The sequence below is a fragment of the Arthrobacter sp. 9AX genome, assembly GCF_902506095.1.
Taxonomy (GTDB): domain Bacteria; phylum Actinomycetota; class Actinomycetes; order Actinomycetales; family Micrococcaceae; genus Arthrobacter.
In genome coordinates, this window is record NZ_LR733293.1 from 4264321 (window position 1) to 4283484 (window position 19164).

Sequence of the window (19164 nt, forward strand, 5' to 3'; positions counted from 1 at the left end):
GAGAACTGAGGCAGGCCGCGGACGCGGCGGAGAACGTCACCAACTCCCGCACCCTGGAGCTGCTGGCGAGGGCCGGCTTTGCGGCCAGCGGCATCCTGCACCTGCTGGTGGGCGCCATTGCCATCCGGCTGGCCATGGGCGGCTCGGGAAACGCAGACATCAGCGGCGCCGTGGCAGAGCTGGCCACCCAGCCCGCGGGACCTTTCCTGCTCTGGGCAAGCTTCGCCGCCTGCGCGGCCCTTGCGCTGTGGCAGGCCAGCGATGCCATCTTCGACTACAGCCACCTCCCCACCAAGGAAAAAGCCAAGAACAAAGGCAAAGCTGCGGCCCAGGCCTTCGTGTACGCAGGACTCGCCCTGACGCTGCTGGCCTTCGCGCGGGGAACGGGTTCAAGCGGGGACAACCAGCAGAAAGCAAGCGACCTCACCGCCTCGCTGATGAAGGCTCCGGGCGGCGTTGCACTGCTGGTCCTGCTGGGTGCCGCTATCGCCGTAACGGGCGTGGCCTATGGCATCCGCGGCATCAGGAAGTCCTTTGAGAAGCAGCTCAGGATGCCTGCATCCCAGATGACAAGGAAAGCCGTCACTGTGCTGGGCGTGACCGGATACGTGGCCAAGGGAATCGTGCTGCTGCTGACCGGCCTGCTCATCGCCATTGCCACCCTCCAGGCACATCCGGAGGAGTCCACGGGACTGGACGGAGCCTTGCGGGCACTGCGCGACCAGCCGTTCGGCGTGTATGTGCTGGCCGCCGTGGGTGCGGGGCTGATCTGTTACGGCGTCTACATGGTGGTTCGGGCGCGGCTGGCAAAAATGACCAAGTAGCCGCGGGTGGCGTGCGCTGCACGAACAGCGCGGCGCCTAACGGTCCGCGTGCAGGACCGCCTGCAGATGTTGGAGCGCAGCGGTGGCTAGGGTTGGACCATGCCCCAGGTACGCGCCGAACGCCTCATCCGGATTGCTGGCGGTTCACTGCGGACGACGGCGGCACGCGGGCAGTCTGGAAGTACACCTTCTCCTGCCGCCCGGCACTGCTGCGGTCGGTGATGGAACGGATCGGCGCCTGGCTGCTGGGCCGGCAAATCGAAAAACGGATCGAAGCGTTCGCCCGCGCCTGCGAAGACCCCGCGCTCGTGGCCGGGTTCCGCGCCCTGGCACCGGGCAGCACCGACTCGAAGCAGCCCTAGCCTAAACACCGTACATCCCGGCACCCAACGTCACGGGACGGTAATCACGGCGACGGCTTGCTGGGTGCCGTCCCTCAGTTCCACGCTGGAGATGCTGCCCAGCTGGATGGGCGTCGCCCCGGTAACCTTGACCCGGCCGCTCGGGGTGGCCGTCCAGGCACACGCCCGGTCCTCCCCGCCGGCCCGGTCCCGGACCCAGAGCGACAGGGTGCCGTCGGACGGGAGGCTGCTCCCGCTCACTGCCAGCTCCGTCCCCCAGGTCTTCCGGGCCAGGTCGATGCTGAACTGCAGGCCGCCGCCGGACTGGACGGAGTACGTGGCGTCCGGCTGCGGGGCCCGGCTCAGGAGCGGACCCGCCGCCAGCCCCGCGGCGAGGCAGGCAGCTGCGACTGCGCCCGCCAGCGCCACCCACCGCCGTCGCACGTTACGACGGCGGCGCGCCAGTTTGCCGAGGAGGCTCACCGGGGCAGCGGCTGATGGCGCGGCAGGAACGGTGGACGGAACAATTGTCAGCGCCACGGCATCCGGCACGGGGACGGCGTCCAGCAGCACCGGAATCTTCTCCAGCCCGGCCAGTTCTTCGCGGCACTGCACGCACTCGCTGAGGTGGTCTTCGAAACTCTTCAGGTCCACGGCATCCAGCCCACCCAGCAGGTAGGCCCCCAGCAACTGGTGCAGCCCGGAAGTGTTCACCGTTCCACACCCATTTCGTCCAGGATGGTCCGCAGGGCACGCACGGCGTAATAGGCCCGGGATTTCACCGTTCCGCTCGGGATGTTCAGTTGCACTGCCGTCTCGTTCACTGTGAAGCGGCGGTAATGCAGGGCCACCAGGACGTCCCGGTGTTCGTTGCTGAGGCGCAGCAGCGCCTCCTCGATGAGCACCCGGTTCAGCAGCTCATCCACGCGTTCCACGGCCTCGGCCGTATCGTTGAGGCCGCCGTCCAGTGCCTCCGCCGGGCGGCGCTGGGCGCGGCGGTAGTTGTCGATCATGATGTTCCTTGCGGTCCGGAAAAGGTAGCTGCGGAGACTGCCGGTGACCTCTGGTGCGTGCTGCCAGACGCGGAGCACGGTTTCCTGGACCACATCTTCGGCGAGCTGGGGGTCGCGGGAGGCGCTGAGCACGAAACGGCGGAGGGCCGCTCCGTGTTCCCGGTAAATGGCCTCCACCACGTCCTCGTCAAGCGGCATTCCAGGGCCTCCTGTCCCGCCCTCCGGCACGGTTGCTCCGTGCTTCCCGGCTGGTACGACGTCCAGATCCGGTTTTTGGTTCATCGTGAACCATTCTTCACCCACGTGCGTCGTATTGGTTAGCGTTCGGCGACCGGCGCCGGGCACCAGCAAAGGAGCAACCCATGAAAAAGCATATGGGCACAGGCCTCGCCATCCTGGCCCTGACGGCGGCCCTGACCGGGTGTGCCGGCGGCGGCGGAACGACTCCTGCGGCCACCAGTCCGGCTGCCACGGGGAGTTCGCCGGCTGCCTCTGCCTCTCCTTCCGCCCCGTCCACGTCAACGGCGAGTGCCGCCGTCGACCTCAAGACCGCATCCTCAAGCGCCGGAAACATCGTGGTGGACGGCAAGGGCATGAGCGTCTACTTCTTCACCAAGGACGTCAAGGATTCCGGTACCAGCGCCTGCACCGGCGGGTGCCTCGCGGCGTGGCCCCCGCTTCTCACCACTGCTGCGCAGCCGAAGGCCGAAGGAATCAGTGGGACGCTGGGCACCATCACCACGCCGGAGGGCACAAAGCAGGTGACGCTGAACGGGCTGCCGCTGTACTACTACGCGAAGGACACCAAGCCCGGCGACATCACGGGACAGGGCGTTAATAGCGTCTGGTACCTGGCGGACCCGGCGGGCGAAATGATCAAGATGGGAGCCTCCGGTTACTGACGCAAAACCACCCGTCAGGGCAACGGAACGGCCGGAAGCGTCCCCGGCAGGGGAACCTCCGAGGGGACCGGCACCTCGGGCGGTTTGCCCAGGCCGTCAGCCAGGTGTCCGGGAACTTCGCCGGGCAGGGTTCCTGAAGCGGGAACTTCCCCGGGCTTTCCTGGGGAAGTTCGCTGGCCCTTGGCGGGCTCCGTCGCAGCTTGACCGTCCGACGTCGATGAGGCCGTCGGGTGCGTGGCTGCGGCGGGGCCTGTCGGGATCGCCGCCGGGTCCCCGGCTTCGGTTCCGGGGGTCGCCGTACGTGCAGGCGCGGCGGGCTGGCCTGCCTGCTCGCCGGCGGGGGCAGCGGCTGTGCCGGTGATGAAGGACGTGACAGCCTGGTTGAGTTGTGTGAACGAGTCGCGGATGCCCTGGTCTGATGCTGCGGCAACGGCACCGCCGGCGCCGAGTGAGACCGCCACGGACAACGTGGTGAGGGCGATCCTGCGCCGTGCCCTGCGGCGGGCTGCGAGTTCGTCAACGGGAGCCGCGGATGGTTTGGCCGGAGGGGCGGCACTGGCTGCAAGGTCAGCATCAACTTCAGGCGAGGCACCGGCTGCCGGCGAACCAACTGCCGGGGCGCCGCCCATCAGCGCGAGAAGTTCGGCAGAGGGCTCCGGGGCAACGGTGCCCAGCGCCTGGAGTTCCAGGAGGACGGGGCGGAGCTGGCTGTCGCCGTCCAGGTCTGCTTCCAGCAGCAGCCGGTCGACTGCCCCGCCGCGGCGGATTCCTGCGGTGTCACTCATGGTTTGCCTGGTTTCTTGTGAGCGTTTGTGCCTTGAGGTTTCGAAGGGCCCTGCGTTGAAGCTGTTTGACGGCTCCTTCGCTTTTGCCCATGATGGCGGCCACCTCTTCGATGGACAGGTCGGCCACCACGCGCAGGGCCAGTACTTCCTGGTGTTCATCGCTGAGCCCGGCCAGCAGTGCTTCGGCCCCGCCGGTGAGCTCCACCGCGTGATGTTCCGCCGAGGGTGTACTGCGGCTGTCTTCCTGGGGGTCGTACGGAGTCAGCTGGGGCCGGCGTTCCAGCCGGCGGTAGTGGTCCACCATCCGGGCGTGGGCAATGGAGAAGAGCAGTGACTTTGCGCCCTGCAGTCCACCGGTGAGGCCGTTGATTTTGGGGAAAAAGGCGAGGAAAACATCCTGGGTGACCGCTTCGGGATCGTCCACGCCGCGTGCCTTGAGATAGCCCAGTACCGGGCCGGCGAAGGTCCGGTAGGCCACGCCGAAGAGCGCTGCCGGGTCGGTGCCGGCGGCGGCGTCGAATATGTCGATCTCTTCTTGGGCCAAAGTGTCCAGCACCAGCGGCTCCTCCATCCCGGGACAGGCAATGCCCATCCCGGTTTACGCTGCGGTCTGCGGGTCCCTCCCGCACTGCCCCGCTGCCTCCCGGCGGCGTCCCCGGTCGGTATTCGGGGGGCTGCACCAGGGGTGCGGGTGATGATCCTAGGGATCGGGACTGCTACTGCGGGAAACGGAATCTGTGCCGTTCCCCGCAGTACACACTAGCTAAGCGGGCTTAGCGGACCGAAACGGAGGGTGCGTCCACAGCGTTGCCGGGGACGGCCGGAACAGCAGGTACGGCGGGAACTGCGGGCTCGCCATCGACACCCGGAACGGCGGGGACTGCCGGAACAGCAGGCAGTTCGGGACGCTGTGCGTCAACAGCGGCGGAACCGGCTGCTTCGGCGCCGGCAGCAGCGGCGGCATCAGCCTGGGCTGCGACGTCGGTGCAGAAGCTGTCGATGTTCGCTTCACCCTGTGCCGCGATGGAGAGCGAGGAGAAGCCTTCAGAGGCAGCGTCCAGGCCGCCGTTGGCGAAAGCGGTGCAGAGGCCGAGGGATGCGGCGCCGGCTGCATCAACGGCGGTGCCGGCTGCAGCGGAGACAGAAGCCTTGGCAGCGATGTTCTTGTCGGAAACGGTGGCGTCCGCTGAGGCGTCCGCGTCCGCGTCTGCGTCGGTGGAGGCGTTGGCTGCTGCGTCTGCGGCCGACTCTGCGGCGCCCTGGCCTTCACCGGCAGCTTCTGCTGCAAGCCTCGGGGCAGGCGCGCCGAAGACGTCGTGGGCGGCCTGCTGTGCTTCGGTGGGGAGGACGCCGGAAACGGCAGCGGCCCCGGTTCCGCCGACGGCAAGGGTGCCGGCTGCGAGTACTCCGGCGGCGACTTTGCTGGTGGCGAGAACGGTGAACAACGACATTAGACTCTCCAAAACTTAGACAACACTTTCGATTCGGGCCCGGCGCGCGGGCCCATCACCTCCTGCATCGCAGGGGACGCCGGAAAGGTTACGGGTGCGGGGAATCTTTTTTTGCGGCACGTGCCGCGAGGCCTAAGGGGGCAAACGCGGGGACAGGCCGGGCGCTACGATCGAGGCATGCCTACAACCCCCGAGCCGGCACCCGGGCCGCAAAAGGAAGCCGGCACCTGGCAGCTGATGGTGGATAACAACAAGGCCCGCCTGCTGCGGAAAACCGGTAAGGACACCGCGCACTGGGCCGGTAAGGCCCGCGCCGCCGGCATCCAAAGCGACGGCGAGCTCCGGGTCTGGCTGCGCGACGAATTCGGCGTGACCGGGTACGCCCAATACGCGGTGTCCTGGGAAATGTTCGGCTATCCGGACTTCATGCTGCGCGACGCCGATGAGCTGATCGGCGGCCAGTACGCGAACCATCCGCACCTGCGGCCGATTGCGGACGCGATCCTCGCGTGGGCTTCTGCCACCGGGGGCGTAGCGATCCAGATGCGGAAGGGATACGTGTCCCTCCACAGCGCGCGCCGGAAGTTCGCCCAGGTCACCAGGACCACCAACAACGCGGTGGACGTGACGCTCAGGCTGGATACGACCGGACCCGGGGCCGCGGGCGTGGATGCCGTGGGCCTACAGGCAGCGGCCGGCAGGATCGAGACGGTCAAGACCCGGGCGGATGATCTGTTCACCCGCCGGGTGCGGCTCACCTCGGCGGACCAGGTGGACGACGAACTGCTGGAGACTCTGGCCACCGCCCTGGCACAGAACAGCTGACGGGGCGGCGCTGTGGACGCCCCGTCAAGCGTCCCGGACTTCCTCTACCCCAAGGCTTCGGCCATCTCGGCGTCGGCTTCTTCGAACTCCACGGCCGCTACAATCTCCTGCGTTTCGGGGTTGATCATAAAAGCCTCGTCGTCTTCTTCGACCATCAGGAAGTCGCCGTGGTCAGTGGCGAAGTGCCAGGCGAGGGTCTTCGCGCCGTCGCGCAGGTAGTTGGGGTCGCCCATGGTGATCTTGACCAGCTCGTAGCCGGCGATGCTGCAGAGTTCGCGGATGATGATCTCGAAGTCGGGGGCGTCCTCCAGCGCTTCGGCGTCGGCCTGCGCCTGGCGTTCGGGCAGGTCCGGGATCTGGGCGACGAGGCGCTCGATGTATGCGCCCACCTCCTCGTCGTCCAGTACCAGAAGTTCGGCCTGGCCGCGGAGCCAGGCCGCATTGAGGGCTGTGATGTTTTCGCTCTCCAGCAGTTCCTCGAACTCGCCGTCGAGCTCCTCCATCCGGAGGACGCCGTCGGGCGTTTCGTCAGTGTCGTCCAGGCCGCCGTCGAGGTAGTGCTCCTCGTCTTCCTCGGACAGATCGTCGAATGCCTCTACGGCGCGGTTGAAGAGGTCGAGGTGCGGTGCGGCACCCATGCCTGCCATGCCTTCGCGGATCAGGGTGTCCGTTTCGGCTCGGTCGACGGCGGTGAATACGTACTGCGCGAAGCCGCCCTCGAGTGCCTGGGTGAGGTAGAAGTCCACGTAGTAGCTGCGGACGGCGACGGGCGACATCTCCCCGGTGCGGAGCAGGGCGGTGTGCATGGCATCCACGATGCTGACATTGGCTTCTACGACGTCCTCGTCGGTTGATGCGATGCTGCTGCTGGTCAGGACGACGGGCTGCTGGGTGGTGATCATGGCAATCCTCACTGCTTGGGACCGGGTGGTGCTCGAACGCTTTTCACGCTACGTCCGCCGGGTACCCGCAGCGTTGAGGGGGAAGTGAACGTCCGGCGAAGTTTGCGGGGCTTTTGAATCCCGCCGGCGAACTAAGATGGATCAGATAACCAACCACCAGCCCGGCCCCGCCGCGGCCTGCTGAAAGTAGCGCGCACCATTCCATCCCATCCGGACGAAAGTACGGCACTGGCAATACAGACCCCCGCCATCAACGACCGTTCCCTGGCGGCCGGACTGGCGTATGCCATGGGCAGCCGCGTCTCGGGCATCTCCTTTGACGCCGCCACCGGGCTCATGCTGGGCAAGGTCCGCGGCGGCGCGGACGTGCCCTATTCCACCACCGCCAAACTGGTCCGCAAGGCCGGCGGCTGGAGCTGCACGGTGGGGGTGTGCAGCTGCCCGGTCCGGAAGGACTGCAAGCACGTGGCGGCGCTGCTCTTCGCGGCGGAGGACAACCCGGCCACCCGCATCCAGCTGCTGTCGCCGGGCACCGCCACCCAGGTTTCCCGTGAACCCGCCACGGCCGTGTCCGATTGGGAAAAAGCCCTCAGCCCGCTGATCTCGCGGCCCGGCATCACACCCTCAACCAGCGGTACCCCGCTGGCACTGCAGTTCGAGATCGAGGAGCCTGCCCCGCACTTCTCCTACACAGGGCGGCGCGACCCGCTCCGCAGCGTCCGCCAGCTCAAGGCCCGCCCGGTGATTATGGGCTCCAAGGGCAAGTGGATCCGCGGCGACGTCTCCTGGAACACCCTGAGCTACCTGAACTTCCGCCGCGAGTGCAACCCGTCGCATGTGGAGTGGATGCAGGAGTTCCTGGCCGCGCACTCCGCCTCCGCCAGCCGGATGCAGAACTCCTCCGGACTGTGGCTGGGCCTGAACACCTACTCCGGCAAGAACCTGTGGAGCCTGCTGGCCGACGCCCGGAAGATCGGCCTCGCGCTCGTTCACTCCCGCGGCGGCGAACCGGTGCGGCTCGCGGAGTCCCCCGCCGCCGTCGGCCTTAATCTGGGCCGTTACGGCGCGCCAGTGACTGAACCCGCGGCCGAGCCAGTCATGCCGGCCAAGGAGCAGGCGTCCGACGTCGGGCTGGAGCTCTCGCCCACCATCACCGTGGAAGGGGAAGACGTTGATCCGGCCGCCGTGGGAACCATCGGCCGGCCCGCGCACGGCATCTTCTTCACCTCCGGCGAAGCCTCCCTGCCGGGAGTTCCCGACCCCGACGGCACCATCACGCTGGCACCCCTGGAGGGCGGCCTGAGCGAGGAACTGCTCGCGTTCGTCACCGCCGGCAGCACCCTGCACATCCCCGCCAAGGACGAGACGCGCTTCCTCACCGGGTTCTACCCCAAGCTCAAACAGACAGCCCGGGTCACCGCCAAGGACGAGTCCGTCGCGCTGCCCGCGCTGGCCGTCCCCACCCTCTCGCTGCTCGCCAACTACGGCGCCGACCACCGCGTGCGCCTGCACTGGGAGTGGCATTACAAAACGGGCAACCTGGTCACCGCCCAGCCGCTGTGGCGGCACCCCGGCGACCACGGCTACCGCGACGACACTGCCGAGGCCCGCATCCTGGAGGGCGTCGGCCGGCCGTGGGAAGTGGTGCCCGTGCTGGGTGAGTCCGCCACCGCAGGCTGGGGCACTCCCCGGCTCGCGGCGTCCGTGGAGCTGAAGGGCCTGGACACCTTGGCCTTCACCGAGGAGGTGCTCCCCCGCCTGCGCGAGGCCCCCGACGTGGAGGTGGACACCGTGGGAGACATCGCCGACTACCGCGAGGCCGAGGAAGCGCCCGTGGTTTCCATCTCCACCAAGGCCACCGAGCAGCGCGACTGGTTCGACCTCGGCATCCAGATTTCACTCGAAGGCCAGCCGGTGTCCTTCGCCGCGGTGTTCTCCGCGCTCGCCGCCGGGCAGACCAAGATGCTGCTGCCCAGCGGCGCCTACTTTTCCCTCGACCTGCCGGAACTGCACCAGCTGCGCGCCCTGATCGAGGAGGCGCGCTCGCTGCAGGACAACAAGGATGCGCCGCTGCAGATCAGCCGCTTCCAGGCCGGGCTCTGGGATGAGCTGGCGCAGCTGGGGGTCGTGGACGAGCAGGCGGCGGCGTGGCGCGCGGCGGTGGGCGGCCTGCTCGAGGGCGGCATGGACGGCCTCCCGCTGCCCGGCACCCTGAACGCCGAGCTGCGGCCCTACCAGCTGGAGGGCTTCAACTGGCTCACCTTCCTGTACAAGCACAGCCTGGGCGGCATCCTCGCCGACGACATGGGCCTGGGCAAGACCGTGCAGGCGCTCGCGCTGATGTGCGCGGCGAAGGAACTGGCCGTGGCCGCCGCCGCGGAGGAACCTGCTGCCGCGGAGCCTTCCCCTTCCGGCGTTTCAATTTCCGCGCCCGACGCCGGCGCTCCCTTTTTGGTGGTCGCCCCCACCAGCGTGGTGGGCAACTGGGCCCTGGAAGCCGCACGGTTCGCGCCCGGCCTGAACGTCCATGCCGTCAGCGAGACCTTCGCGAAGAGCAGCCGGGTCCCGGCCGAGGCGCTTGCGGGTGCGGACATCGTGATCACGTCCTACGCCCTGTTCCGGATCGATTACGAGGCCTATGCTTCCCGGTCGTGGGCTGGTCTGGTGCTGGACGAGGCCCAGTTCGTGAAGAACCACCAGTCCAAGGCGTACCAGTGCGCCCGGAAGCTGCCTGCCGCCTTCAAGCTGGCCATCACGGGCACCCCGCTGGAAAACAACCTGATGGAGTTCTGGGCGCTCACCTCGATCGTGGCACCGGGACTGTTTTCCAGTCCCAAGCGCTTCGCGGAGTACTACCAGAAGCCGGTGGAAAAGAACGGCGACAAGGGGCAGCTGGACAAGCTCCGCCGTCGGGTCCGTCCGCTGATGATGCGCCGCACCAAGGACCAGGTGATCAAGGACCTGCCGCCCAAGCAGGAACAGATCCTCGAAGTGGTGCTGAACCCGCGCCACCAGAAGGTGTACCAGACGCACCTGCAGCGGGAGCGGCAAAAGATCCTGGGCCTGATCGAGGACGTCAACAAGAACCGTTTCACCATTTTCCAGTCGCTGACCCTGCTGCGGCAGCTCAGCCTGGATGCCTCGCTCGTTGACCCGGCGCTGACGGCGGTCCGGTCCAGCAAGCTTGACGTGCTGTTCGAGCAGCTGGAGGACCTGGTGGCGGAGGGGCACCGTGCCCTGATTTTCAGCCAGTTCACCGGGTTCCTGGGGAAGGTCCGCGAGCGGCTGGACGAGGAGAAGATCGAGTACTGCTATCTCGACGGCGGCACCCGGAACCGTGCCGACGTGGTCAGTGAGTTCAAGAACGGCAGCGCGCCGGTGTTCCTGATTTCGTTGAAGGCCGGCGGGTTTGGCCTCAACCTCACCGAAGCCGACTATGTGTTCCTGCTGGACCCGTGGTGGAATCCGGCCTCCGAGGCGCAGGCAGTGGACCGGACGCACAGGATCGGGCAGGCGCGGAACGTGATGGTGTACCGGCTCGTGGCCAAGGACACCATCGAGGAAAAGGTCATGGCGCTGAAAGCCCGGAAGTCCCAGCTGTTCGCCGACGTGATGGAGGGCGATGCCCTGGCCGGCGGCGCCATCACGGCCGAGGACCTGGCAGGGCTGTTCCAGGAGTAGCCTCCGCCCGCCGGCCGTTCCGGTTTCGACCCGGGAATTTGGTTTCGGCCCGGGAATCCGGTTTCGACCCGCCCATTCGCTGACGCGGCCCGGATCTTGGTAGCGCGGGCGAATGTGCGTAGCATGATCGCCTTTACGAGTCGCCAAACACGAATATGCTGGGATGCAGCAAGAAAACTACAACGTTGGAGAAATCTGTGTCCCAACAGACCGCCACTACGCCTGTTGTATCGTCAGCCCCGCCGCTTCTGAGCCCGGACGCCTTCCGGAACCCCTACCGCGATCCACTCTGGGACGGACCCACCGATCCCATCCTGGTTCCGGACCACCGCACCGGGGAGTGGGTGCTGTTCTACACCCAGCGCCGGGCCACTGCGCCAGGCCTGACAGGCGTGGAATGGGTGCACGGCACCGCGATCGGCGTGGCCAGATCGTCCGACGGCGGACTCACCTGGGCCTACCAAGGAACCGTGGACGGACTGGTCCCGCCGGAAACTGAACTGCCCGCGACACTCTGGGCTCCCGACGTCGTACGGATCGGCGACCAGTGGATCATGTACCTGACCGTGCTTGGCGGGGTGCGGACAGACTGGACCGGGACGGCGTCCATCGTCCAGTTCGCCAGCCGTGACCTGCTCACCTGGCAGTACCTGGGCGCCATCGACCTGGACTCGCCCCGCGTCATCGACGCCGCCGTCGCCCGGTGCGGGGATGGCCGCTACCGGCTCTGGTACAAAGACGAGGCGCGCGGCTCGAACACCTGCAGCGCGGTCAGCGACACACCCGGGGACCCGTCGTCGTGGGTCCTTGAAGGACTCACCATCCCGGGCCGGCCGCATGAGGGGCCCAAGGTGTTCCGGCTGGGCGGAGCGTTCTGGATGATCGTGGACGAATGGCGCGGCCAGGGCATCTACCGCTCCGAGGACGGTGCGGGAGGCTGGGTCCGGCAGGACCACTCGGGCGGGCTCATCCTCAAGGCGCCGGAATCCGTGGACGGAAGGCCCGTCGTCGGACGCCACGCGGATGTGGTTCCGCTCCCGCAACGCGAGGACGGCAGTGACCGCGCCCTGCTGGTCTACTTCACCCACCCGCACTGGGGCGGCGAGGACATCGGCACCATGGCGCCGGACCCGAAAACTCATCTCAGCCACATCCGGGCTGCGGTGCTGGAGGTACAGGACGGCAGCCTGGTCTGCAGCGAACCCTAAAGCCACCCAGCCTTCCCGCCAGACACTGCACACAGCAGAGGGCCAAACCTTGGAACTATAAGCCAGCTGATGCTGGCACCGGTCCAAGGCCTGGCCCTCTGCCTGACTCGTCATTCCGGGCGCCCCCACCCGGAACTCTTACTGCACGCTAGGCCCGCTGCGGCGAACCCAACTCCACGGGATCCTCGTCCGTGAGATAGGCCAGCTCAGAGTGGGCGGCGAGGTCGATGCCGCGCAGCTCATCTTCCGGCTTGATGCGCAGGCCGATGGTCTTGTCGAGGATCTTTGCCAGGACCCAGGTGATGCCGAACGAGTATGCCAGGACCGAGACCGTGGCCAATGCCTGGATGCCCAGTTGGACCAGGCCGCCGCCGTAGAAGAGGCCGCTGACGGCGTTGGGTGCGGCATCGGTGGCAAAGAGGCCGATCAGCAGCGTGCCGAGGATGCCGCCCACGAGGTGGACACCCACCACGTCGAGTGAATCGTCGAAGCCGAGGCGGAATTTCAGCTCAATGGCGAGGGAGCATACAGCCCCGGCAATCGCGCCGATGGCGACCGCACCGAGCGGGCTGACGGCACCACAGGCCGGGGTGATCGCAACCAGTGCCGAGATCAGGCCGGAGGCTGCGCCCATGCTGGTGGCCGCGCCATGGCGGATCCGCTCAACGAGCGCCCAGGCGAGGAGGCCGGCAGACGCAGCAACAGCGGTGTTCAGGAAAACCACCGACGCCGACTGGCCGGCCGAGAGTGCCGAGCCGGCGTTGAAGCCGAACCAGCCCACCCACAGCAGACCCGCGCCCACCAGTACCAACGGGCGGCTGTGCGGCTTGGCGTGTTCCACCTTGGGCCAGCCGGAGCTCTTGCCCAGGACGAGGGCCAGGGCCAGGGCTGCGGCGCCGGCGTTCATGTGGACAGCGGTGCCGCCGGCAAAGTCGATCGCCTTGATGCCGCTCGCGATCCAGCCGCCGGTAACACTGCCGTCAGCGGAGGAGAAGGCGAACACCCAGTGCGCGATGGGGAAGTAGACAACGGTGGCCCAGATGCCGGCAAACAGCATCCAAGCGCCGAACTTCATGCGGCCGGCTGCGGCTCCAGCAACCAGTGCCGTGGTGACGCAGGCGAAGAACAGCTGGAACGCGGCGAAAAGGATCACCGGGATGGAGGCCCCCTCGTCCGCGGGCAGCAGCTGCGCCATGCCGGGGAACTCCGTGACGTCCCCGATGAGCCCCATGCCGCCCACGGAGTTTCCGAAGGCCATCGAGTAGCCGAAGAGCGCCCAGAGGACTGCCACCAGGCTTGCGCCGCCAAAGCACATCATCATCATGTTGAGGATGCGGCGCGACCCCACCATGCCCCCGTAGAACAGGGCCAGGGCGGGGATCATCATACAAACCAGCGCGGAGCTGGCCAGAATCCAAGCGACATTTCCCGAATCCATGGGAAACCCCTTTCGTGATGCGAAGAGAGAACGGTAAATTGCCGTCAGAGCCGCTCCGGAGAGTTCAGCGGAGGCCGGCTATTGCCGTCGTGCTCCAACTGTATGGCGACGATTTTGGACTAGGTTTCCGGCGTGTTAAATGATGGTTTCTGTCATCCACACGCGAGTTTCAGCAGTCCCACTGATAGCAGCAGGAAGATACGCATCAGGGTTATCGCCGGCCCCGCGGGGGCAGGCGCGGCAGGGCTGCGCGGACGGCTGCGGCAAGGCTGACCCCTGCCGGTACGACGGCGGCCCTACCCCATGGTGCGGGCCTCGCCGAGCAGCCCCGCCAGGGAGTCCGCGAGCGCCGCGGCGCCTTCCTCCGCGTCCCGGTCCTCCACGAGCTCGTCCGGCGAGTGCGAGATGCCGGTGGGGTTCCGGACGAACAGCATGGCGGTGGGGATGTGGGCGCTCAGCACCCCGGCGTCGTGCCCCGCTCCGGTGTCCAGGACCGGAGCGGCGGGAAGCAACCCCTGCAGCCGGTCCCGCAGGCCGTCGTCGAAATGCACTGTGGGACTGAGTGATTCGGCAGTCAGGCCGGCGGTGCAGCCTTCCTCCGCAGCGAAGACCTCGGCGTTCAACCGGATGGCTTCCACCAGGGCTGCCGTGACGGAGTCGTCCGGGTGGCGGACGTCGATCCACAGGTCCACGCGGGAGGCGATTACGTTGGTGCCGCCCGGGACGGGCTGGACCCTGCCCACGGTGGCCCGGGCGTCCCGGTACTTCCGGGCCGTATCGCGGATGCTGACCATAATCTTGGCGGCGGCGATCATAGGGTCCTTGCGGCCGGCCATCAGGGTGGTTCCCGCGTGGTTGCCCTGCCCGGAGATGCTGAGCTTCCAGCGGCCGTGGCCCAGGATGGACGAGCCGATGGCCACCGGCTGGTCCAGGTCGATCAGCCCCCGGCCCTGCTCCACATGCAGCTCCACGAACAGGCCCAGCTGCTGGAGTGTTTTGTAGTCGGCGCCGATGAGCCGGGGGTCCTGCCCGTTCGCGGCCGCGACGTCGGCATAGGTGTTGCCGTGCGGGTCCGTGAGCCGGCGCGCCTTGTCCGGGTCCAGCGCGCCGGTCAGGAGCCGGGAGCCCAGGCAGGCCACGCCGAAGCGTGAGCCCTCCTCCTCGGGGAACACCGCGATGGCCAGCGGCCGGCGGGGCCGCAGCCCGCGGGCTTTCAGGATATCGACGGCGACCAGCGCCGAGGCGACACCCAGCGGGCCGTCGTACGCACCTCCGCCGGGGACCGAATCGAGGTGGCTGCCTGTGACCACGGCGTCGCGCCGCGTTCCGGCGGAGGTGTCCCACCAGGCCCAGATGATGCCGTTGTGGTCGGTGTGGACGTCGAGGCCGCGCCGTTCCGCTTGCTCGATAAACCAGGTGCGAAGGTCTGTTTCCGCGGTGGAGAAGACCGGCCGCGAGTAGCCGCCCCGTGACGTATCCCGGCCGACGGTGGCGATGTCCCGCAGCAGGCCGGTTACCGTGGCGGCGCTGGTGGCCGCGGCGGGAGGGGCAGCCAGGGTGGCTGCCGTTGGTGGAACGCTCAAGGTACCCGTCCTAGGTAGTCAGTGCTGATGAGGTCACGCTGCGGAACCGGCCGGGAACAGTCCCGGCGCCGGTGGCCAGGTCCGCTGCCCACTGACCGATCAGCGGCGCGAACTTGGCGCCGTGCCCGGAACAGGGCGACAGGACGGTGAGGTTCTCCACACGGTCGATGAGGAAGTCCTCGTTGGGGGTGTTGGTGAACAGGCAGGTGGTTTCGGCGTACGGTTCAAGGTCCAGGCCGGGCAGGTAGCGGCCGACGTAGTCCACCACGCGGCGGCGGTTGGCGGGATCCACTTCGCCGGTCTGTTCGCAGGCGGACGGGATCAGTTTCCCGCCGTTGTATTCGGCCACTTTCTGCCCGGCCAAGCCCGCGTCCCGTCCACCGGGAAGGCCGTAGGCCTGGATGTTGGCGGCCTTGTGGATGAACGTGGGCCAGCCGCCGGCACCCGAAGCAGCACCGCCGTCGGATTCCCGGTACTTGAAGTGGAACGCCTGCTCCTGCCGGACGGTGATCTCCGGAAGCCCGGCCAGGAAACCCGCGGGAAGCGCCAGTTGTCCCAGCAGCCCGGGCAGCCAGCCGCCGGCGCTGATCACCACGTTGCCGGCTACCATGGTGTCCCCGGCTGCGGAGCGAAGCCGGTAACCTGTGCCGGTCCGCTCCACGCTGTGCAGCTCCCAGCCGGTCACCAGCCGGGCGCCGTGCCCGACGGCGAGGGCCACCATGGCGTTGACGGAGGTTTCGGCGTCGATCACCCCGGCACCGGGGTGCCAAAGGACCTCCGTATCGAAGGCGATCTGCGGCCACCGGTCCCGCGCTTCGGCGGCGGACAGGAGTTCGTGCTCAATCCCTTCGCCTGCCAGCACCGAGGCCAGCAGCCGGGGGTTGCGCTCGGGGCCGTAATCCACGGCGCCGAACGGAGTGATCAGGGAAGTTCCCGACGCCGCAGCGAGCCCATCCCAGAGACGCTTCGACTCCAGGACGGCCCGGGTATAGAAGGGGTCCGGGTAGGCGTAGCGGAAGATCCGGGCGGAGCCGTGGGAGCTGCCGTCATGTGCGGCCGGTGTACTGCGCTCCAGCAGGGTGACCTGGTGGCCGCGGGATGCGAGCTGCCAGGCGGTGGCGGCGCCGGCCAGGCCGGCGCCCACCACCACATACTCCGCCGAGTCGGAAATCGAGCGAGGCATCAGAAGCTTCCCTGCACTCCGGGGATCCAGGAAGTGCCTGCCAGCGGCACGCGGGCCATGGCGGACGTCTCGATAGTCAGCGCCACCAGGTCCTCGGGTTCCAGGTTGCGCAGGTGGGACTTTCCGCAGGCCCGGGCAATGGTCTGGGCTTCCATGGTGAGGACGCGGAGGTAGTTGGCCAGGCGGTGGCCTGCCGCGACCGGGTCCAGGCGGCCGGACAGTTCGGGGTCCTGGGTGGTGATGCCGGCGGGGTCGCGGCCGTCCTGGAAGTCGTCATAGAACCCCGCGGCTGACCCCAGCGCGGAGTACTCCGCGGCGTAGCGGGGGTCGTTGTCACCCAGGGCAATGAGGGCCGCGGTGCCAATAGCCACTGCGTCCGCTCCCAGGGCCATGGCCTTGGCAACGTCTGCCCCGGTGCGGATGCCGCCGGAAACGATGAGCTGGACCGTGCGGTGCACGCCGAGTTCCTGCAGCGCCTGGACGGCCTGCGGGATGGCGGCGAGCGTGGGGATGCCCACGTTTTCGATGAACACCTGCTGCGTGGCGGCCGTTCCGCCCTGCATGCCGTCCAACACCACCACGTCGGCGCCGGACTTCACGGCGAGCGCGGTGTCGTAGTACGGGCGGGAGGCGCCGATCTTGACGTAGATGGGTGTCTTCCAGTCGGTGATTTCGCGGAGTTCCCCGATCTTGATTTCCAGGTCGTCCGGGCCAGTCCAGTCGGGGTGCCGGCTGGCGGAGCGCTGGTCGATGCCGACGGGCAGGGTGCGCATTCCCGCCACGCGTTCGGTAATTTTCTGGCCCAGGAGCATCCCGCCGCCGCCGGGTTTGGCGCCCTGGCCGAGCACGATCTCGATGGCGTCGGCCTTGCGGAGGTCGTCCGGGTTCATGCCGTAGCGGGACGGCAGGTATTGGTACACCAGGTGCTTGGACTGGCCGCGCTCCTCGGGCGTCATGCCGCCGTCGCCGGTGGTGGTAGAGGTGCCCACTTCGGACGCGCCGCGGCCCAGTGCCTCCTTGGCATTGGCGGACAGTGCGCCGAAGCTCATGCCGGCGATGGTCACGGGGGTCTGCAGGTGCAGCGGGCGGGTGGCGTGCCGGTCGCCGAGGACGACGTCGGTATCGCACTTTTCGCGGTAGCCCTCCAGCGGGTAGCGGGACATGGAGGCTCCGAGGAAGAGCAGGTCATCAAAATGCGGGACCTTGCGCTTGGCGCCCCAGCCCCGGATGTCATAGACGCCGGTGGCGGCAGCGCGCTGGATGTCGGCAATGGTGGCGCGGTCGAAGGTGGCGGACTCCCGCAGGCCGAGCGCAGCGATATCGGGGGCTGCCAGGTTCTGCGCGGGCGCTGCTTGCGGCGCTTCAGCGGGGAGCGGTACTGAGGTGATGGTCATGGGGGCTCCTAGTACGACGTCGAGTTGTGGACGCTGAAGTGGTAGAGGTTCCGGGCTGAGCCGTAGCGCTTGAAGTGGGCCGGGTTGTCGGTGCGGCCGGCGGCGGCGAGCAGTTCCGCGAGTTCGGTGAGGTGTTCTTCGCGCAAGGGCTTTTCGATGCAGTCGGCTCCAAGGGAGGCCACCGTGCCCTTGACGTAGATCCGCGCTTCGTAGATGGAGTCGCCCAGCGCGTCCCCCGCGTCGCCGCACACCACCAGCCGGCCGGCCTGGGCCATAAACGCGGACATGTGGCCGATGTTGCCGCCTACCACAATGTCCACGCCCTTCATGGAAATCCCGCAGCGCGCACCGGCGTTGCCGTCGATGACCACCAGGCCGCCGTGCCCCGTGGCCGCTGCCGACTGGGACGCGTCACCTCTGACGTGGACAGTCCCGGACATGATGTTTTCCGCGAGGCCGACGCCGGCATTGCCGTTGATGGTCACGTCGCCTTTTTGGTGCATCCCGGCTGCGTAGTAGCCGGCGTGGCCGTCGATGGTCACCGCGATGCCGGCGTTGATGCCGACGGCCAGGCTGTGCTTGCCGCCGGGGTTGGTCACAGTCCAGGCCTGCCCGTCTTCGGCATTGTGGATGGCCTGGTTGAGTTCCCGGACCGTGCTGGCGGCCAGGTCAACGGTGGTTTCCTTCAGCACGTCAACGGCAGGGGCTTCGGGAGCTGTCAGAGTGACCATGTGTAGACCTTTCCGGGTTCCGGTTCAAAGATGCGGGCGTTGTTGATGCCGGGCAGGCCGGCCAGGGCGCGGTACTCGGAGGCCATGGCGACGTAGTCGTCCGTTTCGGCGATGATGGCGGGTTTGCAGGCGATGGGGTCGCGGACCACGGCCATGCTGTCCGCGGTGGTCACCACCAGGGTGTAGAAACCGTCCAGGACCCTGCCCAGGTTCACGAGGGCTTCCTCGAGCGTGTCGCCCTGCTTCAGGCGTGAGGCCACGTACCGGGCGCCCACCTCCGTGTCGTTTTCGGAGTCGAACACCACGCCTTCACGCTTAAGGCCGCGGCGGACCGTGGCGTGGTTGGAGAAGGAGCCGTTGTGGACCAGGCAGAGGTCGTCCGCCACGGAGAAGGGGTGCGAGCCGCCGGCCGTCACTGCCGATTCAGTGGCCATGCGGGTGTGGGACAGGCCCTGGCTTCCGGCCATCGCTTCAAGGCCGTGCTCGGCGGCGATCTCCATCGGGTGGCCCACGCTCTTCATCACCGCGACGTGCCCGCCACGGCCGATGATGGTGGAACCCGGGAGAATTTCGCTAACGGCCTTCACCAGCAGGTCAGTCCCGACGGCGGCACTCACCAGGGTGGTGTCACCCACTACTTTGGCGGCTGCTGCTGCATCGGACGGGAGGAGAGCCGCGACGCCTGCGGTGATGGCCGCCGTCGTCATTCCCTGGTCCTTGCCCAGGAGGCTGAGGGTGGATGTTCCCGCACTGACCAGGCCGGGGGTGTTGTAGACGGCGAGGCCGGCCGAGTCCGGTCCGCGGTCCACGATCTGGCACAGCATCGAGGACAGCAGGCTGCCCATCCGGGGATGCAGCGAGGGGTTGCGCAGCTGCAACGCGGCGATTCCGCACATGGTGGGA

17 protein-coding genes and 1 pseudogene are annotated in these 19164 nt (G+C 67.8%); 6 read left to right on the forward strand and 12 right to left on the reverse strand.

Annotated features, from left to right (window positions below):
• The first annotated feature begins 5 nt into the window (after nucleotides 1-5).
• Both BACI348_RS19795 and BACI348_RS19800 read left to right on the forward strand, forming a co-directional pair.
• Nucleotides 6-824 (forward strand): DUF1206 domain-containing protein, encoded by an 819-nt coding sequence (locus BACI348_RS19795; protein WP_236557731.1) that lies wholly within the window; start codon nucleotides 6-8, stop codon nucleotides 822-824.
• Between the two features lie 137 nt (nucleotides 825-961).
• A pseudogene (locus BACI348_RS19800) lies at nucleotides 962-1186 on the forward strand (SRPBCC family protein); the annotation flags it as partial.
• 30 nt (nucleotides 1187-1216) lie between these two features.
• On the opposite strand, the gene BACI348_RS19805 reads toward BACI348_RS19800, so the two are convergent.
• Nucleotides 1217-1879, reverse strand: a complete 663-nt coding sequence (locus BACI348_RS19805; RefSeq protein WP_159829429.1) for a zf-HC2 domain-containing protein — start codon at nucleotides 1877-1879, stop codon at nucleotides 1217-1219.
• Complete coding sequence (locus BACI348_RS19810) at nucleotides 1876-2376, reverse strand: sigma-70 family RNA polymerase sigma factor (RefSeq protein WP_159829431.1); 501 nt, start codon at nucleotides 2374-2376, stop codon at nucleotides 1876-1878. Before BACI348_RS19810 ends, BACI348_RS19805 begins: the two co-directional genes overlap by 4 nt.
• A gap of 164 nt (nucleotides 2377-2540) precedes the next feature.
• Between BACI348_RS19810 and BACI348_RS19815 the strand changes: the two genes are divergently transcribed.
• A complete protein-coding gene (locus BACI348_RS19815; RefSeq protein WP_159829433.1) occupies nucleotides 2541-3080 on the forward strand; it encodes a COG4315 family predicted lipoprotein in 540 nt (179 codons plus the stop codon).
• 14 nt (nucleotides 3081-3094) lie between these two features.
• On the opposite strand, the gene BACI348_RS19820 is transcribed toward BACI348_RS19815, so the two are convergent.
• From BACI348_RS19820 to BACI348_RS19830, 3 genes are all read right to left on the reverse strand, one after another.
• Nucleotides 3095-3865, reverse strand: a complete 771-nt coding sequence (locus BACI348_RS19820; RefSeq protein WP_159829435.1) for a hypothetical protein — start codon at nucleotides 3863-3865, stop codon at nucleotides 3095-3097.
• Nucleotides 3858-4436 (reverse strand): RNA polymerase sigma factor, encoded by a 579-nt coding sequence (locus BACI348_RS19825; protein WP_159830357.1) that lies wholly within the window; start codon nucleotides 4434-4436, stop codon nucleotides 3858-3860. The genes BACI348_RS19820 and BACI348_RS19825 overlap by 8 nt, the downstream gene beginning before the upstream one ends.
• A gap of 202 nt (nucleotides 4437-4638) precedes the next feature.
• Nucleotides 4639-5316, reverse strand: coding sequence for a protein tyrosine phosphatase (locus tag BACI348_RS19830; RefSeq protein ID WP_159829437.1), 678 nt, complete (start codon nucleotides 5314-5316; stop codon nucleotides 4639-4641).
• A gap of 177 nt (nucleotides 5317-5493) precedes the next feature.
• Here BACI348_RS19830 and BACI348_RS19835 point away from each other — a divergent pair, with 177 nt between their 5' ends.
• Nucleotides 5494-6141: a DUF5655 domain-containing protein gene (locus BACI348_RS19835; RefSeq protein ID WP_159829439.1), complete on the forward strand. Its 648-nt coding sequence runs from the start codon at nucleotides 5494-5496 to the stop codon at nucleotides 6139-6141.
• Nucleotides 6142-6185: 44 nt separating this feature from the next.
• Here BACI348_RS19835 and BACI348_RS19840 read toward each other — a convergent pair whose 3' ends face one another.
• Nucleotides 6186-7043 (reverse strand): DMP19 family protein, encoded by an 858-nt coding sequence (locus BACI348_RS19840; protein WP_159829441.1) that lies wholly within the window; start codon nucleotides 7041-7043, stop codon nucleotides 6186-6188.
• Nucleotides 7044-7241: 198 nt separating this feature from the next.
• Between BACI348_RS19840 and BACI348_RS19845 the strand changes: the two genes are divergently transcribed.
• Both BACI348_RS19845 and BACI348_RS19850 read left to right on the forward strand, forming a co-directional pair.
• Entirely contained in the window at nucleotides 7242-10724 is a 3483-nt protein-coding gene (locus BACI348_RS19845) for a DEAD/DEAH box helicase (RefSeq protein WP_159830359.1), read from the forward strand.
• A gap of 197 nt (nucleotides 10725-10921) precedes the next feature.
• Entirely contained in the window at nucleotides 10922-11932 is a 1011-nt protein-coding gene (locus tag BACI348_RS19850) for a glycoside hydrolase family protein (RefSeq protein ID WP_159829443.1), read from the forward strand.
• 148 nt (nucleotides 11933-12080) lie between these two features.
• On the opposite strand, the gene BACI348_RS19855 is transcribed toward BACI348_RS19850, so the two are convergent.
• From BACI348_RS19855 to BACI348_RS19880, 6 genes are all read right to left on the reverse strand, one after another.
• Nucleotides 12081-13370, reverse strand: a complete 1290-nt coding sequence (locus BACI348_RS19855; RefSeq protein ID WP_159829445.1) for an ammonium transporter — start codon at nucleotides 13368-13370, stop codon at nucleotides 12081-12083.
• Nucleotides 13371-13666: 296 nt separating this feature from the next.
• The gene (locus BACI348_RS19860) at nucleotides 13667-14953 is read right to left on the reverse strand and encodes an allantoate amidohydrolase (protein WP_159829447.1); all 1287 of its coding nucleotides are present in this window, start codon (nucleotides 14951-14953) and stop codon (nucleotides 13667-13669) included.
• Nucleotides 14954-14963: 10 nt separating this feature from the next.
• Complete coding sequence (locus BACI348_RS19865; RefSeq protein ID WP_159829449.1) at nucleotides 14964-16136, reverse strand: FAD-dependent oxidoreductase; 1173 nt, start codon at nucleotides 16134-16136, stop codon at nucleotides 14964-14966.
• Nucleotides 16136-17530, reverse strand: a complete 1395-nt coding sequence (locus tag BACI348_RS19870) for an FMN-binding glutamate synthase family protein (protein ID WP_159829451.1) — start codon at nucleotides 17528-17530, stop codon at nucleotides 16136-16138. The genes BACI348_RS19865 and BACI348_RS19870 overlap by 1 nt, the downstream gene beginning before the upstream one ends.
• A gap of 8 nt (nucleotides 17531-17538) precedes the next feature.
• Nucleotides 17539-18261 (reverse strand): GltB/FmdC/FwdC-like GXGXG domain-containing protein, encoded by a 723-nt coding sequence (locus BACI348_RS19875; RefSeq protein WP_159829453.1) that lies wholly within the window; start codon nucleotides 18259-18261, stop codon nucleotides 17539-17541.
• Nucleotides 18249-19157, reverse strand: a complete 909-nt coding sequence (locus tag BACI348_RS19880) for a class II glutamine amidotransferase domain-containing protein (protein ID WP_159829455.1) — start codon at nucleotides 19155-19157, stop codon at nucleotides 18249-18251. Before BACI348_RS19880 ends, BACI348_RS19875 begins: the two co-directional genes overlap by 13 nt.
• Nucleotides 19158-19164 lie beyond the last annotated feature (7 nt).

Bases quoted from the DNA above. Each gene is read 5' to 3' on its own strand.
- BACI348_RS19880 (WP_159829455.1), bottom strand. From the start codon at position 19,157: ATGTGCGGAATCGCCGCGTTGCAGCTGCGCAACCCCTCGCTGCATCCC.
- BACI348_RS19810 (WP_159829431.1), bottom strand. From the start codon at position 2,376: ATGCCGCTTGACGAGGACGTGGTGGAGGCCATTTACCGGGAACACGGA.
- BACI348_RS19870 (WP_159829451.1), bottom strand. From the start codon at position 17,530: ATGACCATCACCTCAGTACCGCTCCCCGCTGAAGCGCCGCAAGCAGCG.
- BACI348_RS19825 (WP_159830357.1), bottom strand. From the start codon at position 4,436: ATGGAGGAGCCGCTGGTGCTGGACACTTTGGCCCAAGAAGAGATCGAC.
- BACI348_RS19840 (WP_159829441.1), bottom strand. From the start codon at position 7,043: ATGATCACCACCCAGCAGCCCGTCGTCCTGACCAGCAGCAGCATCGCA.
- BACI348_RS19815 (WP_159829433.1), top strand. From the start codon at position 2,541: ATGAAAAAGCATATGGGCACAGGCCTCGCCATCCTGGCCCTGACGGCG.
- BACI348_RS19830 (WP_159829437.1), bottom strand. From the start codon at position 5,316: ATGTCGTTGTTCACCGTTCTCGCCACCAGCAAAGTCGCCGCCGGAGTA.
- BACI348_RS19820 (WP_159829435.1), bottom strand. From the start codon at position 3,865: ATGAGTGACACCGCAGGAATCCGCCGCGGCGGGGCAGTCGACCGGCTG.
- BACI348_RS19865 (WP_159829449.1), bottom strand. From the start codon at position 16,136: ATGCCTCGCTCGATTTCCGACTCGGCGGAGTATGTGGTGGTGGGCGCC.
- BACI348_RS19875 (WP_159829453.1), bottom strand. From the start codon at position 18,261: ATGGTCACTCTGACAGCTCCCGAAGCCCCTGCCGTTGACGTGCTGAAG.
- BACI348_RS19855 (WP_159829445.1), bottom strand. From the start codon at position 13,370: ATGGATTCGGGAAATGTCGCTTGGATTCTGGCCAGCTCCGCGCTGGTT.
- BACI348_RS19835 (WP_159829439.1), top strand. From the start codon at position 5,494: ATGCCTACAACCCCCGAGCCGGCACCCGGGCCGCAAAAGGAAGCCGGC.